Raw genomic sequence first — 15426 nt, 5'->3', positions numbered from 1 at the left:
GGTCTTCGCGTCTTCGAACCCATCATGGGTCATCCCGCCGAGGGGCAGCGCCATGTCGAACGAAACCATGCCCGCTTTCGTGATGGTCGAGGACACCGCCGTCACCCACGTATTCCCCGTCTCCGATCGTCCCGGCCGCTGGACCAGCGGGCAGCTGCCGGTGATCTACGCCGCCTGCAGCGCCGCCGCGGCGATGCTCGAACATCGTGCGCATCTGGAAAGCACGCCGGTCAATCAGCTGAAACTGATCGAGGCGCGCATTCCGTCCGGCTCGCTGCATGTCATCGAGGTCGCCGAGGATCTGCTCTGGCGGGAGCGTCCCTACCGGACCGAAGTGCAGGCGCTGGGCGATGCCTGGCTCGCCACCGGCAATACCCTGGCGGCGCGGGTTCCCAGCGCGCTGTGCCCGTGCGAACACAATCTTCTGCTCAATCCGCGCCACCCGCTGTTCCCGCAGGTCAGCTACCTGGCCGCGCACCGTTTCCGGATGGATCAGCGGCTGGGCTGAACCGGCGCCGCGCGTGCCGGGGACAACGTGCGCGCGGGTGTCGCGCGATCACCTTCATGAACATCAACACCGCATGCACGCCGCATCATGATGTGGCCGTGTCCGCTTCGCGTTGCCCTAACAGCCATTGGGCGATGCTCGCATGCTGGTGATCCACGAGAGTGAACATGCCGAATCCATGCTTTGCCATCGTCGACGACGACACCGAGTTCGCGTCGATGACCCTGGACATGGCCCGGCGCCGCGGCTTCACGGCACATGCCTTCCATCGCGTCGCCGATGCCGCGCCGTGGCTGGCACGCCACGACCCCGAGCTGACCCTGCTGGACATGCACCTGCCGGATGGCACCGGCTTCGACGTGCTCGAACGCATTCCGGTGCAGCACCAGGGTCAGATCGTGTTCGTCAGCGGCAGCAGCGACATCGAGCACGCGCGTCGGGCGGTGGCTTCGGCCGCGTCGGCCTACCTGCCCAAGCCGTTGCCTCCCACCCGCCTCATGGGCCTGCTCGACGATGTACGCCAGTCCCATCATGCGCGCGAGGCCGCGCTGCGCGAGGACGGCGACGGATTGCTCGGCGAAAGTCCGCCGATGCAGGCATTGCGCCAGGAAATCGCCCGCGCGGCGCCCCACGAGGTAAGCGTGCTGCTGTTCGGCGAGACCGGCAGCGGCAAGGAACTGGCGGCGCGCGCGATCCATGCGCAGAGCGGTCGCAGTGGCCGTTTCGTCGCGGTCAACTGCGGCGCGCTTCCGGGCGAACTGCTCGCCAGCGAGTTGTTCGGCCACGAGCGCGGCAGTTTCACCGGCGCCGCCGCGCGCCATCTGGGTTTCTTCGAGCAGGCGCAGGGAGGCACGCTGTTCCTCGACGAGATCGGCGACATGCCGCCAGCGCTGCAGGTCTACCTGCTGCGCGCATTGGAAACCGGCGTGGTGCAGCGGATCGGCGGCCAGGGCGAGGTGCCGATTGACGTGCGCGTCATCGCCGCCACCCATCGCCTGTCCGCGGAGGGGTGCGGCGATCTGCGCCAGGATCTTTACTTCCGCCTGGTCCGCTACCCCATCGAGGTGCCGCCGCTGCGCGCGCGCAAGCAGGATATCCCGCTGCTCGCCAATGCCTTCGTCGATCTGCTCAACCGGCGCACCGGATACGCCCGGCGGCTGGAGGAACGCTGCCTGCCGGGCCTGATGGCGCACGCCTGGCCGGGCAACGTGCGCGAACTGTCCAGCGCGGTCGAACTGGCCTACCTGCGCAGCCAGGACGACAGCGTGAGGGCGGTTCCGCTGCAGTTGGACCGGCGTGGATTGCCGGGTGATGACGACCCGGCGAGCGTGCGTTTCCAGGTGGGCATGACCTTCGCCCAGGTGGAGGCGGAAATGTTGCGAAAGACCCTGGCCTTCCACGCCGGCGACAAGACCGCGACCGCCCGGGCCCTCGGCATCAGCGTGCGCACCGTGCACAACCACCTGGCCAGGAAGCGCGACGATGTCTGACTGGCAGCACGATCTGCGCAACGAGTTGAACCTGATCCTGTATGCCAATTCCATCGCGCGGGAAGCGCTCGCGCAGGGCCAGATCGACGACGTCCGCTCGGGCCTGGACCGGATCGACATGGCCGTTGTCCAGTGCGGCGCGTTGCTGGACCGCATGGTCATCGGCGGCTCCCCGTTGCAGGGCGAGGCCGGCGCCGCCCCGCGCGGGTGATTCCGCGGTACGCCATCCGCGTCAGTGATGGCGCGTGGATGGCATGCTTCCGGATGGCATGCTGCCGCCAGCATCCGGTTCCGCGCTTCCCTCGTCGCCCTCGATGCCACGCTCGCGCGTCTGCTGCCGGCGATTGGCCCCGCGCGCTTCGCCGCCGCGCGCGCCGATCCGGGCCATGTGCGTACGGTCCTGGCTGACCGCCTCGCCACCCTTGCGTCCCGCTTCGCGGGCTTCCTCGGAGTCGAACTGGTGCGCGTTGCCGCTACGGTGCGCGGCGCGTCCGCCCTTGCGTGCGATTTCGCGTTGCCGTTCCGGATCCATCGCGGCAAATCCGCGCGGCTCCCGGCGCCTGCCCTGCTCTTGTCCACGCGGGGCGGAAGTGGCGGTGCCATGGGTGTTCGTCGAGGAAGGATTCAATGACAGTGGGGTACGGGACATGGGAACGCCTTCTGTTGGGAGGAAGTGCGGCGGTCGGTGTAGCCGCTCGCCGTGGCGTACTCCGCAATGTCCATGCCAACGGTGGAGCTCGCGCAGGCGCGTCCAAGCGACCGCGCGGGCGGCACATGCTGCATCCCGTGAAATTTCTGCGTCAGGGCGCGGGCGCTGGCGAGCGCGTGGCACGGTCCTGCAGGCACGCCGCGAGTTCGTCGCCGACCTTGCCGTCGCACTCGGTCGCGGTGGGCGGCGGCTGGGTCAGGTGGACCGGCTCGTCCTTCACCGCGGCCTTGTCGTCGGCGCCGGCATCGACCCTTTCACCGGGCGGCGTGCTGCTGCCCGTGCTGGCCGGGGGAACCGAAGGATCGTCCCGGCGGTCGCAGGCCGGCATCACGGTCATGGCCATGGCCCACACCAGGCCGGCGATCATCCAGCGTTTCATGTTCACCTCCGCGCGCGTTGCGCTTCATTCGCCTACCGCTACCCACGCAAACCGCGTGCCGATCCGCTCCGCGCACAAACTTCCTTTCGGCGCAAAAGCTGCCTGCCGAGGCCGCCCGGCGCTGGCGGCGCCCGCGCCTGCCGGACTGCGGCGATGGCATGCCGTTTGCGTGCCGTCCACGGACGGAGTGGCGCACCGCGCTCCCTTCCACTCCTTTCTTCCAGGAGCAGGCAATGGACGAGAACAGACACGACGAGAGCAGACACGACGACGGCAGGCACGTGGGCGTCGAACTGAAGGCCGCGATAGGCGAACTGCGGCAACTGGCAACGCAGCTGGCAGACGCCAGCCGCGAATGGTGGCAGAACCGGAGACAGGACATGAACCAGTACAACCGGCAATACGGCAGGCAACACGAAGGCATGCGTCCGGAGAACAGGCATCCCGACGACGAGCGTTCCTCGCGTGGCTATGGCGAAGGCTATGGCACCGCCGGTATCCAGTCATCGCGAACGCGCGCACAGGCCCGGGAAGAAGGCCGCTTCGGCGAAGACGAGTACGAGCGCTGGGGACGCGGCCGCGAGTCCGACGAGGATGTGCGCGGGCAATACGGCGGCGGTCGCGGGCGTTCCGGATTCAGCGGCCGCGGCGATGCCGGCCAGCGTGAATACGGACGGGGCTTCGACGACAGCGACTTCGCCGGTGGTTATCGTCCGGCCGGGCGCGCGGACGACCGCGAAAGCGGCTATTACGACCCGCCGGGCGAATACAGCCAGGGCTGGGGACGCGAGCGTGATCCGGGCCGGATCTACGGGCCCGAGGATTTCAGCCAGCGCTACGCGCAGGGCGACGTGTTCGCCGGAAGCGGCTATGGGCGCAGCGGGCGCTATCCACGCGAACCCGGCGTCGGCTACGGCAGCAGTTCCGGCTACGGTTACGGCCAGTCCTCCGGCGGGATGGGTCGCAGCCCGTCCGACTGGCGCGACGACACCCGCGCCGGGGCCTCCGGGTATGGCCAGGAATCCGGCCAACGGAATTTCCGCGGACGCGGGCCGCGCGGCTACACCCGTTCCGACGAACGCATCACCGAGGATCTCAATGAACGCTTCACCGACGACCCCTACCTGGACGCGGACGATCTGCAGATCAGCGTAAGTGGCGGCGTCGCCACCCTGAGCGGCATGGTGGAACAACGCTGGATGAAGCACCGCGCCGAGGACATCGCCGATGCATGCGGCGGCGTGCGCGAGGTCCACAACGAGATCCGGGTGACGCCGGGCATGGGGCGGACCGGCGACACCGGGCTTGAAACCTCGAGCGCATCCGAAGCCGGCGGCCGCAATCGCGGCGCCACGAACCGTCCCGCCACCCCCTCCACCACGGGCAGCACCACGCCCGCCGGGGGCAGCACCCACTGAGCGCTCCACGCCAACCACGATCACGGCCACCCCGCTGGCGGCCGTGAGGAGGCAATCCGCATGAAGCACCGGACATCCCTGATCGCGTGGCTGGCACTGGCAACCGGCGCGATCGTGCTGCTCCGCCATCTGGCCGCACGACCGCGCGAGGACAGTTCCAGCTCGGATTTCGACGAGGACGCATTCATCGAATCGGCGCTCGCGCTGGGATTGCGCGAACGCCGCCTGGCCAACGGCATCCTGGAACATGCCGGGGATGAATCGTTGCGCACCCTCGCCCGCATGATCCTGGCCCAGCACCAGGCCGAGGACGGGGTATGGGCGGGCCTCGACACATCGGCCGCGGGCGAGGATGCGTCGATCCGCCTGCCCGGATTCAAGCCCGCCGAGTACGAGCATCATGCCGCGCTCGCGATGCAGTCCATGCTGGATGAGGCCTGGCCGCTGTTCGACCTGGCCTCGCAGCGGTGCACCCGTGATGACCTGCGCGACTGGGCGCTGCGCATGCTGGCGTGGCTGGAGGAATCCGAACAGGTCCTCGCGCCAATCCTGGAACGCGTCGCGCCGGATGTTCCCGGTCGCCCCCAGCCCAGCCCCGAAGGGGTCTACTAGTGGCGTCCGTCCGCCAGAGGCGCGTCTCCATCACTCCACGACCGACAGGAGCCTTCCCATGGCCCGATGCGATGTATGCGGCAACGACTACGACAAGAGCTTCACCCTGACCCAGCAGGGACGCACCGGCACTTTCGACGCCTTCGAGTGCGCGATCCATGCCTTCGCGCCGCGCTGCGCGCATTGCGGCTGCGCGGTCATCGGCCATGGGATGGAAAGTGACGGCACCATCTACTGCTGTGCGCATTGCGCCAAGCAGTCCGGCGAAACCGGGCTGCGCGACCGTACCGACTGAACGGCGGCCAGCCGCGCCCCCGGGCCGACTAGCCGTAAGGTCCGCCCATCACCGGCAGCACCGCGCCGTTGATGTAGGAGGCGGTGACCGGTGAAGCCAGGAACACGTAGGCCGGCGAAAGCTCTTCCGGCTGCGCGGGACGGCCCATGTCGCTGTCCTTGCCGAAGGTGGCGACTTTCTCCGCCTCGCGATCCGCCGGATTCAGTGGCGTCCATACCGGCCCCGGCGCCACCGCGTTGACCCGGATGCCGCGTGGCAGCAGGTTGCTCGCCAGCGATTTGGTGAATGCGTGGATGGCGCCCTTGGTCGCCGCATAGTCGAGCAGTTCCTTGCTGCCGAAAAGTCCGGTTTCCGATCCGCTGTTGATGATGCTCGCCCCCTCCCCCAGGTGCGGCAGCGCGGCGCGGGTCATGTTGAAGTAGCCACCGATGTTGGTCTGCAGGGTCTCGGCCAACTGGGCGTCGCTGATGTCCTCCAGCCGCTTGGCGTGTTGCTGGAACGCGGCGTTGTTGACCAGCACGTCAAGGCCGCCGAAGGCCGCCACCACGTCCGCCACCGCGCGCTCGCAGAACCGGCCATCGCGTACGTCCCCGCTGACCAGCAGGCAGCGGCGTCCTTCGGCTTCCACATGGCGCGCGGTCTCGCGTGCATCCTCGTGCTCGTCCAGGTACACGATCGCCACGTCGGCCCCTTCGCGCGCGAACAGCACCGCCACCGCGCGCCCGATGCCGGAGTCCCCCCCGGTGACGATTGCCCGCAGGCCCTGGAGCTTGCCGCTGCCGCGATAGTCGGGAGCCAGGAAGCGCGGCTCCAGCTCGAGATCGGCTTCGTTGCCCGGCTTGCGCAGATGCTGCCGGCTCAACGGCGGTTCGGGTTGCCGGCGACTGCCGGCCTGCACCGGCTGCTTCTTCGCCGACGGTGCCCGTGCGTTCCTGGCCATGGCTTCTTCCTGCAGGCGCCGCTGCCTTTGCGCGGTCTTCGCCGCGGCGCCCGCGCCGGCCGCTGACGATGGCTTCTTGGCGGGACTGCGCGGCGTAGCCTGCTTCGCCGCCTTCTTTTCATCGCGTTTCATGTTCACTCCCGGTTATGCAAAAACAGGAACGGTTTTGGCCTTGCAACTGAACAAGCACGCTAGAACCGTCGCCGTGAGCGCAATGAAAACGCGTGCTCTTCACGCGCTCTGCACTTCAGGTGAAATTTTTTCGCGCGCCCGGAAACGAGTGCTTCCATGCGCACGCGCACGCGCGTTCGCGTTGCCGTTTCCAGTCATTTTCGAGTGGCATGCAATCTGCTAAGTAACCGCATCCCCCACAGATCAGGATGCATCCCATGACCAAAGCCGTGCCGATGAAGCTTCCCGCCGACTTCACCTGGGTGGAAGCGACCGCCGACGATACATGGGCCGGGGCAAGGCTCATGATCGAGGGTTGCAGGGTGCTGGAAATCCATCCCTGCCGCGACGGCTGGCTGGTGAGCGTGCGACTGCACGATCCGCTCAATCCGCAGGCCAATGTCGCCGTGCGTTCGGTGGCGGCGGGCATGCGCTGGGCCGCGCGTTGGGCCCGCAGCCGCATCGCCCGCCTGCGCGTGCTCGCGGCCGGCGAACGCCGGCACGCCGTCGCGGTCGCGCCAATGCCGCTGCCGATCCCGGCGAGCGCGACCGTCGCGCCGCGCAGCCCTTCGATCCAGGAGCTGGCCGATGCCTGATTCGCGCACGCGCCCCGGCGCCTGAGCGCGATGCCGCGCGTACCGCCCGCGCGGGTACCGCTGGCCAAACCGGTCGAGACCGTTCCCGCCGGTTCGCTACGGCGGTTGCGGCTGCGCGCCGCGGACTGCAGGGCGTGTCCGCTCTGGCGCGACGCCACCCAGACCGTCTTCGGCCGCGGTCCGGCCCGGGCGGCGGTGATGTTCATCGGCGAACAGCCCGGCGATCAGGAGGATCGCCAGGGCGAGCCGTTCGTGGGACCGGCCGGGCGTCTGCTGCGCGAACTGCTGGAACAAAGCGGACTTGCGGTGGACGAGGTGTACCTGACCAACACCGTCAAGCACTTCAAGTTCCGTCAGCGCGGCAAGGTGCGCCTGCACCAGCGCGCAAACGCCGGCGAACAGGCCGCATGCCGGCCGTGGCTGGCCGCAGAACTGCTGCGGCTGCGCCCGCGCTGGGTGGTGGCGCTGGGCGCGATGGCTTCGCAGACGCTGTTTGGCAATGCGTTCCGGCTGACTCGCGAGCGCGGTCGCTGGCGTGCGTTGGATGAACGCACCGAGGCCATCGCCAGTTGGCATCCGTCCGCCATCTTGCGCATGCAGGGCCAGGCGCGTGAGCAGGCGTTGCGCGAACTGCGCCGTGATCTCCGCCAGGTCGCCGCGCGCGTGGCTGGCGCGACGCCCCCTCCCTAGTAACCCCTTCCCCGCATCCCTGCCCCGACGACGAGGAGCGCATGCCATGAAGAACAGACCCGAGGCCCCATCCCGCAACAACCCGCACAGCGACGAGCAAAAGGCGCATACCGCCGATCGCCTGCGCAACGACAAGGCGCGCTGGAAGGAACACGACCAGCCGGACGTGCCACGCGGCACCGGCCGGCGCGATCCGGAGCACGACTATCCGGATCCGCTCGGCACCGGCGACCGCAACCGCCGCTGAATTCCAGCCCGCTCCCCTCTGGATTCGACGGATCGTTCACGCCGGTACCACTGGCGCGCTTCCAGACTGGAGCCGTTCCTCCCAATGGAGCACGCCATGAACCGCGACCGCAAGGATCCGCCCGCACCGGACGAGCATCGGGACGCACCCGAGACACCGCACGAACGGCAGAAACGCAAGCAACGCGAAAGCGAGAACCAGGACGAATCACTGGAGGAAACCTTCCCCGCCAGTGATCCGGTTTCGCCGTTCGTCCCCGCCAAGGCGCCGGATTGACCTCAGGCGCGATGCCGGCGGTGCCACGCCGCGATCGCCGGCGGGACGCGCGCGTCGAGCGCCAGGTCCAGCGCGATCTGTTCGTCGCAGAGGTCCCGCAACGCCTGCGCGAACGGATGGCGCGCGGAGGATTCCGGTTCGACGCCCGCGTCGAACATCGCCTGCCAGATCGCTTCGGCCCGGCCATAGGGGTCATCACCGCCGCGAAGCACGGCGTCGCGCAGCCATGGCCGCGCCGGATGCAGTCGAAAACCTTGCGCCGCCATCGCGTCCATGTGGGTGCGGATGTCCTGCTGGGCGCCCCGGAACCACTCGGTATGGCCGCCCGCGGCCGCCACCGACAACAGCGGTGCGGGTGCGTTGCATGCGCGCAACGAGCGTTTCAGCGCGGTTTCCCACGCCTGCGCCTCGGCCAATGCGTCGGCCTGCAACAACAGGGCGTGGTCGAGGTCGAAGAACTCGAACCAGCGTGGCGCCAGGCCGCGGATGCGGCCCAGTGGATCCCGCGAGATGCCGAGCTTGGCCAGATCCTCGCCGGCACAGGGAAACAGATACAGGAACGCGCTCATGCCCGGCTCAGCGCGGCGCCCGCTCCTCGCGCGAGCGCGCGGTCCGATCGCGACGCAGGGCGCTGATCACGATGCCCACGCCCAGGCCGGCGCCGAGCAGGAACAGCAACAGCGCGACGGTCGGATAGCCCCACAGGGTGCTGCGGGTCTCCACCCGCATCATCAGCGAGGACGCCACGATCAGCGCGGCGGTGACCAGTCCGGCGGCGATCCGGTTGGCGATCTTCTGCAGGTTTTCCATCAACCGCGACTCCTCCAGCCCGGCCACCCGCAGCTGCAGCTTGTTTTCCGCCACCAGCGACAGCGCGTCGGACAACTTGCGCGGGCCTTCCCGCAGCAGGGTCTGGATCTCGATCAGTTCGCTGGCGACGTTGGATGAGGAGAACGACTGGCGCAGGCGCGCGCGCATCACATGCTGCAGGTGGCGCTCGACCACGGCCTTCAAATCCATGTCCGGAGCGAGGTGGCGGCAAACCGCATCCAGGTTGAGCAGCGCCTTGCCGAGCAGGCTCAGCTCCGGTGGCGTGCGCAGGCCGCTGGTGGTGGCGACCCGAACCAGTTCCAGCACCACCCGGCCCGAAGACGCGGTGCCCGCATGGGCGTTGTAATGGCTGACCAGATGACCGACCTCGCGCACGAAACGCTCCTCGTCGTAGTCCTCCAGCCGCGTGCCCATCGCGATGGCCTCGTCGGCGGCCTGTTCACCGCGTCCATCCACCGCGGCGAACAGCAACTTGAGCAGGCAATCGCGCCGCTTGGGCGGCACGTTGACCACCATGCCCAAATCGAATACCGCCAGCCTGCCGTCCCGGGTTACCCGCAGATTTCCCGGATGCGGATCGGCGTGGATTTCGCCATGCACGAAGATCTGATCCAGATAGCCGCGCAACAGCGCCGATGCCAGCGCGTCCATCGGCTGCTCGGTGCGGCGCACGCCGGGAATCTGATCCACCCGGATGCCGTCGGCCAGTTCCATGGTCAGCACCCGCCGCCGGCTCAGGTCGGCGACGGGCGCGGGCACCCACAGTTCCGGGAACGGCGCCAGGTGCAGGCGGAACCGCACCAGATTCTCCGCCTCGGCTTGGTAATCCAGCTCGGCCAGCAGCGTGCGGCTGAATTCCTCCAGCCAATCGGCGAAGCGCACGCGCCGTCCCATCTCGGTGAAACGATCGGCATTGCGGGCGAAGCCGCGCAGCAATTCCAGATCCCCGAGCAGTTGCTGGGCGACGCCCGGCTTCTGCACCTTGACCGCCACCGGCGTGCCGTCGCGCAGCCGGGCGCGGTGCACCTGCGCCAGCGACGCCGAGCCCAGCGGTTTGGGCTCGAACTCGGAGAAGGCGTGGCTGACGCGCACGCCGAGTTCGGTTTCCACCACCTCGCGCACGGCCTCGAACGACACCGGTTCCACCCGCTCCTGCATGCGTTCGAAGGAGCTGGCGAACGCCGGCGGCACGATGTCCGGCCGAGTCGAGAGCATCTGGCCGATCTTCACGAAGGCCGGGCCGAGCGCCTCCAGATCCTGGGCCAGTTCCTGCGGCGTGCCTTCCGGCACCTGCAGCGCGGCGTCCTCCAGGCTGGTGTCCAGTCCCGAGAACAGGCCCGAGTTCCGATAGCGGAACAGGAAGCGCAGGATCTGCCCGCGCCGCCGGCCCGCGCCCTGCGACGCTTCGACATGTGGATGAGAGTCCATGCTCGGATTCCTGATCGGGAATCCCATTGTCGCGGCGCGGTGATCACGCCAGGTGAAAGCCGGTGCGACCGCAACGACGCGCGTGTCACCCGTCCCCACTTCTCCACGTTCAGTCGTGGCCCAGATGCTCCTCGATCAGCCTGCGCAGGGTCGCCACTTCCACCGGCTTGGCCAGGTGCGCGTCGAATCCGGCTTCGCGCGATCGCCGCTTGTCCTCCTCGTGGGTCCAGCCGCTCAGCGCCACCAGGGTCAGCGCCGCGCCGCTGTTCAGGGCGCGCATGCGGGTGGCGGTGTCGTAGCCGCTGATGCCGGGCATGCCCAGATCCATCAGGACCATCTCCGGCGCGAAACCGGCGAAACGCGCCAGCGCCGCTTCGCCATCGTAGGCCACCGCGACATCGTGGCCGGCAAACTCCAGGTACTCGGCGATGGCGTCGGCGGCGTCGCGGTTGTCGTCCACCACCATGACCCGATGGCGGTGGCTGGACGTGGGGTATTCGGTGGCCATGTCGTCTTCTCCGGGATGGGATGTGTTGACCAGCGGCAATTCGACTTCGAAGCGGCTGCCCTGGCCGATGCCGTCGCTGTGCGCGGACACGCGGCCGCCGTGCAGTTCGACGATGCTGCGCACCAGGGTCAGGCCGATACCCAGTCCGCTCCGCATCTGCTGCTTTTCCTGCCGGATCTGGGCAAACAGGTTGAAAATCTCGCCAATCCGCCCGGGCGGCATGCCCACGCCGTTGTCGACGACGCTGATCCGCAGCCAGCCAGCCTCCCGCGACGAGGCCAGCGCGATGCGGCCCGGCGCGTGGGTGAACTTGGCGGCATTGTTCAGGAGATTGGAAAAAACCTGCGCCAGTCGCACCGGGTCGCCATCGACAATGCAGGCGGTCGGCGCCAGCGCTACCTCCAGTTGATGCCCGGCCTGTTCGATCCACGGCCGGCTGGTGTCGATGGCGACCTGCAGCACCTCGTTGACATCCAACTGCTCGCGGCGGAGATCGATGGTGCCGTGGGTGATCCGCGAGACCTCCAGCAGATCCTCGACCAGCCGCACCATGTGATCGACCTGCCGCTGCATCCGCGCGAGCGCGGGCGCGAACGGCGCGTCGCCGGCCTCCACCAGCAGTTCCAGGGTGGTCCGCAGCGGTGCCAGCGGATTGCGCAGTTCGTGGGCGAGGATCGCCAGGAACTCGTCCTTGCGCCGGCTCTGGTCCGCCTGCAGTTCCAGCAGCTCGCGCTGGCGCGCGTGCAGGTTCTTGAACTGCTGGATGTCGGTGGTCGTGCCCAGCCATTCGACGATGCGTCCGCGCGGGTCCTTCAACGCGCGCGAGCGGGTGGAATGCCAGACAAAGATGCCGGTATCTGCCTGGCGGACGCGATGTTCGACCATCATCTCCTCGCGTTCGCCCGCGCGCGCCCACGCCTGCAGGGTGGCGTCCCGGTCCTCGGGATGGATCGCCGCCAGCCAGCCCAGACCGATGGCGTCCTGCTGGGATTGCCCGGTGAATTGCTCCCATTGCGGGCTGGCCCAGGTCCAGTAGCCGCGGTCGGAGGAGCGCCACACCAGCTGCGGGATGCCCTCGATCAGCGTGGACAACCGCCATTCGCTCTCGCGCAGCGCGCTTTCCACCCGTCGGCGCTCGGTGATGTCCTGGGCCACCGAGATGCCGCCGGCCACCTTGCCGTCGCGCCACAGCGGCACCGCGCCGAACACGATCCAGCGCTCCTCGCCATCCAGGTACAGGTGGAAATCCACGGTGGGCGGCACCGTTTCCCCGCGCAGCGCCCGCGAACTCGGATACTCGCTCGGCAACAGCAGGTTGCCTTCGGCGTCATAGGCGCGCCAGCGGGGCCGCGGCTCGCGCGAGGGGAGCATGTTGCCGACCAGTTCCTGCAGGCGGGGGTTGGCCATCAGGTAACGGCCTTCGGTATCGAACAGGCCGATGCCCACCGGCACGTGTTCGATGACCGCGGCCAGTTGCACCTGGCTTTCGCGCACGGCGTCGTTGATCCGGCGCCGCTCGCTTATGTCGCTGAAGAGGATGCCGAGCTGGTGGCCAATCCCTTCCAGCGGAAAGGCGTAGACCTCGAACCAGCGTCCGCCCATGCCCAGGGTCTGTTTCTCGAACCGCCGTGGCTGCCCGGTGAGCGCGACCTCGCCGTACAACTCGTACCAGGAGCCTTCCAGATCGGCGACGACCTCGCGCGCGGTGCGCCCGACCACATCGGCGAGTCCGGTATGGCGCGCGAACGCACCATTGATCTCGATGAAGCGGTAATCCCAGGCATGGCCATCGGCGTCGAACAGCACGTCGATGATGCAGAAGCCTTGATCGATGGACTCGAACAACTGGCGGAACCGCGCCTCGCTGCGACGCAGTTCCACCGCCACCCGCGTGCGCAGCACCGATGCCGAGGTGCGCTCGCCCACATCCCGCACCAGCGCCTGCTCGGCGGCGGTCCAGATCCTTGGCTCGGCATGATGCACCGCGAGGATCGCCGGAGCGTCCGTGTCCCCCACAAGCGATACGCTGATGTGCGCGCGGATGCCGCTGTCGCGATAGGCGCGCCGCTGCTGCGGCGACAGGCCCTGGATTGACTGGGTATCGTCACAGGAAAGCGTGCCGCCTCCCCGCATCGATTCGCCCACGAAGTCGCCGAATTCGTCCAGCCGCCGCAGCCCTTCCAGCGGTGGCAGGCGGCCATTGCCGGATTCGACCTGCAGCGTGAACCTCTCGCCCGCCTTGTCCATTTCGGCGTAGCAGACGCGATCGACGCGCAGGTGGCGGGCCAGGTGCGCGGCGGCGAATGCCATCACCTCGCGCGCATCGCGGATCCGCCGGATGCCATCCTCCAACGCCAGCAGGACGGACTGGCTGCCTGTGTCGGGACTGCGCACTTCCAGCATGGGACCGGTCCCTGGATGACCCCGCCACGCTGTGACAAGGCCGGTGAAGGCAATGTCGAGGACGCTGGCGCGCCGGCGTGCTCAGGCGTGCTCAGGCGTGCTCGGCCAGTCCCGGCCAGTCCGGATGTCCGCTGGAGTCGTACCACTGCTGGGCGCGGCGCAGCGCCTCGGGCTTGCTCAGGGAACGCTCGGCGTAGAAGTACCAGCGCGATCCGGTGGTCTTCTGCAACTGCTCGTGGACCAGGCGGAATCCCCGCCCCAGATCCGCACCGACGTCACCCTGCACCAGTTCGGCGTGCTCGGGGGAAATCAGCAGGGAATAGGTTCCGCTCATGGATGCAGTCCTCCAGCTCCCTTATCGCATATCGACCGGTGGAATCCGTGCACGCGCTCTTCGCATCCGACCCGCCGCGGGCCGCCATTGATTCAGGTCAATGCCGCCGACCGCCAGCGCGCTAACCTGCCCGCAGTCCATCCGGGGAACCGCCGCACATGCATCCAATCCTTCGCGAAATCCTGCTGGAGCCGGTCGGCTGGCTCGCCATCGGCGGCAGCCTGGTGATGTTCGGCATCGGCATCTGGGTCAGCCTGTTCCTGCGCAAGAAAATGCGCGAGGAAGAACGACGTCGCGGCGGCAAATAGCCGCTGGAACGCGTATCGCGGGAAACCCGCCGTGCGGACCGCGCCGGGCGGTCCGGCTGGTCTTTTTTGGGGAAGCCGCAGCGGCTGGGGAGTTCAGCCCTGCGGCACTCCCGTCATGTCCGGCAGGTGGTGGGCCACGCCCTTGTGGCAATCGATGCAGGTCTTTTTCCGGGTGCCCAGCCACAGCTTGTGGGTCTGGGCCGCGCGCGATCCCTGCCGGGTCAGGTCCATCGACGAATAGTCGTGGCAGTTGCGGCACTCCAGCGAGTCATTGGCCTTCAACCGCTCCCACTCGTGCATCGCCAGTTCCAGCCGGTGATCGAGGAACTTCTCGCGGGTATCAATCGTGCCGAACACCTTGCCCCAGACTTCCTTGGACGCCTGCATCTTGCGGGCGATCTTGTTGGTCCAGTTGTGCGGCACATGGCAGTCCGGGCAGGTCGCGCGCACGCCGGAACGGTTGGTGTAGTGGATGGTCGTCTTCAGTTCCTGGAAGACGTTGTCGCGCATTTCATGGCAACCGGTGCAGAACGTCTCGGTGTTGGTGGCCTCCAGCGCGGTGTTGAACCCGCCCCAGAACACGATGCCGGCGACGAAACCGGCCACCGTCAGGAAACCCAGGCTGTAGTGCCGGCTGGGTGCTCGCAGGGTGCGCCAGATGGGCAGCAGGCGTTGCTTGATCCGTTCCCACATGGCTCATTCGCTCCCCTGCTTGGCCGGTGTCGTCGGCGCGGCCGGCGTCGTCGCGATGACACTGTCGATGTCCTGGAAGTTGTTCGCCACCAGCGGCTTGGCGTCGGTCTGGACCACGTGGCACTGGTTGCAGAAGTAGCGGCGCGGCGAAATCGTGGCAAGGAACTGATCGTCCCGGTCCATGTAGTGGGTCACGCTGACCGGCGGCGCCTGGAAGGTGGCGGCATTGGCGCGCGCATGGCACAGCATGCAGCGGTTGCTGTTCTTGTCGACCTGGTAGCCGTCGATGGCGTGCGGAATGGTCGGCGGTTGCATCGGATAGGCACGCACCCGCTTGATGTCGGTGTTCTCGACCCGCGCCATCGGTGGCGGCGCGCCTTCCTGGTCGATCGGCACGCCGCGGCGGATGGCGTCGATCTGGGCGCCGGGCGGCGGCGCGTCGACCGCGGGTGCGGCGACGCCGGCGGCTTCGGGCGGCGCCACCGCTTCCGGTGAGCGGTGGCTGCCGAACATCCAGCCGGCGGCGAACACCAGTATCCCCAGCACCACCGTCAGGCCCACGGCGATCAGCAATGGCTTGTTGCGCATGG

Annotated in this window: 19 protein-coding genes and 1 pseudogene; 11 read left to right on the top strand and 9 right to left on the bottom strand. The window is 68.2% G+C overall.

Going from position 1 to position 15426, the window contains the following annotated elements; all coding sequences use genetic code 11:
* Nucleotides 1-52: 52 nt before the first annotated feature.
* From FG323_RS19605 to FG323_RS02240, 3 genes are all read left to right on the top strand, one after another.
* A complete protein-coding gene (locus FG323_RS19605; RefSeq protein WP_181444057.1) occupies nucleotides 53-508 on the top strand; it encodes an RES family NAD+ phosphorylase in 456 nt (151 codons plus the stop codon).
* A gap of 167 nt (nucleotides 509-675) precedes the next feature.
* Nucleotides 676-1998: a sigma-54 dependent transcriptional regulator gene (locus FG323_RS02245; RefSeq protein WP_141452803.1), complete on the top strand. Its 1323-nt coding sequence runs from the start codon at nucleotides 676-678 to the stop codon at nucleotides 1996-1998.
* Nucleotides 1991-2209, top strand: a complete 219-nt coding sequence (locus tag FG323_RS02240; protein ID WP_141452802.1) for a hypothetical protein — start codon at nucleotides 1991-1993, stop codon at nucleotides 2207-2209. The genes FG323_RS02245 and FG323_RS02240 overlap by 8 nt, the downstream gene beginning before the upstream one ends.
* 21 nt (nucleotides 2210-2230) lie before the next feature.
* Here the strand turns inward: FG323_RS02240 and FG323_RS02235 are convergent.
* Both FG323_RS02235 and FG323_RS02230 read right to left on the bottom strand, forming a co-directional pair.
* A pseudogene (locus FG323_RS02235) lies at nucleotides 2231-2545 on the bottom strand (KGG domain-containing protein); the annotation flags it as partial.
* Between the two features lie 253 nt (nucleotides 2546-2798).
* On the bottom strand, nucleotides 2799-3086 hold the full coding sequence (locus tag FG323_RS02230; protein ID WP_141452800.1) for a hypothetical protein: 288 nt from the start codon (nucleotides 3084-3086) through the stop codon (nucleotides 2799-2801).
* 233 nt (nucleotides 3087-3319) lie between these two features.
* Between FG323_RS02230 and FG323_RS02225 the strand changes: the two genes are divergently transcribed.
* The 3 genes from FG323_RS02225 to FG323_RS02215 are packed head-to-tail and all read left to right on the top strand — an operon-like array spanning nucleotide 3320 to nucleotide 5411.
* Entirely contained in the window at nucleotides 3320-4504 is a 1185-nt protein-coding gene (locus FG323_RS02225; protein ID WP_181444056.1) for a BON domain-containing protein, read from the top strand.
* 60 nt (nucleotides 4505-4564) lie between these two features.
* Nucleotides 4565-5116, top strand: a complete 552-nt coding sequence (locus tag FG323_RS02220) for a hypothetical protein (RefSeq protein ID WP_141452798.1) — start codon at nucleotides 4565-4567, stop codon at nucleotides 5114-5116.
* A gap of 58 nt (nucleotides 5117-5174) precedes the next feature.
* A complete protein-coding gene (locus FG323_RS02215; protein WP_141452797.1) occupies nucleotides 5175-5411 on the top strand; it encodes a hypothetical protein in 237 nt (78 codons plus the stop codon).
* 28 nt (nucleotides 5412-5439) lie between these two features.
* On the opposite strand, the gene FG323_RS02210 is transcribed toward FG323_RS02215, so the two are convergent.
* A complete protein-coding gene (locus FG323_RS02210; protein WP_141452796.1) occupies nucleotides 5440-6483 on the bottom strand; it encodes an SDR family oxidoreductase in 1044 nt (347 codons plus the stop codon).
* Nucleotides 6484-6740: 257 nt separating this feature from the next.
* On the opposite strand from FG323_RS02210, the gene FG323_RS02205 reads away from it, so the two are divergent.
* The 4 genes from FG323_RS02205 (at nucleotide 6741) to FG323_RS02190 (ending at nucleotide 8331) form a co-directional block, all read left to right on the top strand.
* Nucleotides 6741-7118, top strand: coding sequence for a hypothetical protein (locus tag FG323_RS02205; RefSeq protein ID WP_141452795.1), 378 nt, complete (start codon nucleotides 6741-6743; stop codon nucleotides 7116-7118).
* Nucleotides 7119-7148: 30 nt separating this feature from the next.
* The gene (locus FG323_RS02200; protein WP_141452794.1) at nucleotides 7149-7808 is read left to right on the top strand and encodes a UdgX family uracil-DNA binding protein; all 660 of its coding nucleotides are present in this window, start codon (nucleotides 7149-7151) and stop codon (nucleotides 7806-7808) included.
* Between the two features lie 46 nt (nucleotides 7809-7854).
* Nucleotides 7855-8055 carry a hypothetical protein gene (locus FG323_RS02195; protein ID WP_141452793.1) on the top strand — a complete coding sequence of 67 codons (201 nt, stop codon included), beginning with the start codon at nucleotides 7855-7857 and terminating at the stop codon, nucleotides 8053-8055.
* A 96-nt stretch (nucleotides 8056-8151) separates the two neighbouring features.
* Nucleotides 8152-8331, top strand: a complete 180-nt coding sequence (locus tag FG323_RS02190; RefSeq protein WP_141452792.1) for a hypothetical protein — start codon at nucleotides 8152-8154, stop codon at nucleotides 8329-8331.
* Between the two features lie 2 nt (nucleotides 8332-8333).
* On the opposite strand, the gene FG323_RS02185 is transcribed toward FG323_RS02190, so the two are convergent.
* The 4 genes from FG323_RS02185 to FG323_RS02170 all read right to left on the bottom strand — a co-directional run bounded on the left by FG323_RS02185 (nucleotide 8334) and on the right by FG323_RS02170 (nucleotide 13835).
* Nucleotides 8334-8900, bottom strand: coding sequence for a GIY-YIG nuclease family protein (locus tag FG323_RS02185; protein WP_141452791.1), 567 nt, complete (start codon nucleotides 8898-8900; stop codon nucleotides 8334-8336).
* Between the two features lie 7 nt (nucleotides 8901-8907).
* Nucleotides 8908-10590, bottom strand: a complete 1683-nt coding sequence (locus FG323_RS02180) for an AarF/UbiB family protein (RefSeq protein ID WP_255469974.1) — start codon at nucleotides 10588-10590, stop codon at nucleotides 8908-8910.
* A gap of 109 nt (nucleotides 10591-10699) precedes the next feature.
* The gene (locus FG323_RS02175; RefSeq protein WP_141452789.1) at nucleotides 10700-13501 is read right to left on the bottom strand and encodes a PAS domain S-box protein; all 2802 of its coding nucleotides are present in this window, start codon (nucleotides 13499-13501) and stop codon (nucleotides 10700-10702) included.
* Between the two features lie 91 nt (nucleotides 13502-13592).
* Nucleotides 13593-13835, bottom strand: a complete 243-nt coding sequence (locus tag FG323_RS02170) for a hypothetical protein (RefSeq protein WP_141452788.1) — start codon at nucleotides 13833-13835, stop codon at nucleotides 13593-13595.
* A 158-nt stretch (nucleotides 13836-13993) separates the two neighbouring features.
* On the opposite strand from FG323_RS02170, the gene FG323_RS02165 reads away from it, so the two are divergent.
* Complete coding sequence (locus tag FG323_RS02165; protein ID WP_141452787.1) at nucleotides 13994-14143, top strand: DUF3149 domain-containing protein; 150 nt, start codon at nucleotides 13994-13996, stop codon at nucleotides 14141-14143.
* Nucleotides 14144-14236: 93 nt separating this feature from the next.
* Here the strand turns inward: FG323_RS02165 and FG323_RS02160 are convergent, their stop codons facing one another.
* Complete coding sequence (locus FG323_RS02160; RefSeq protein ID WP_141452786.1) at nucleotides 14237-14836, bottom strand: NapC/NirT family cytochrome c; 600 nt, start codon at nucleotides 14834-14836, stop codon at nucleotides 14237-14239.
* Between the two features lie 3 nt (nucleotides 14837-14839).
* On the bottom strand, nucleotides 14840-15424 hold the full coding sequence (locus tag FG323_RS02155; protein ID WP_141452785.1) for a nitrate reductase cytochrome c-type subunit: 585 nt from the start codon (nucleotides 15422-15424) through the stop codon (nucleotides 14840-14842).
* Between the last annotated feature and the right edge of the window lie 2 nt (nucleotides 15425-15426).

Source organism: Pseudoxanthomonas sp. z9 (assembly GCF_006542425.1).
GTDB lineage: Bacteria > Pseudomonadota > Gammaproteobacteria > Xanthomonadales > Xanthomonadaceae > Pseudoxanthomonas_A.
The sequence above is the reverse complement of the archived record's forward strand: the minus strand, read 5'-3'. Positions and strand labels throughout refer to the sequence as shown.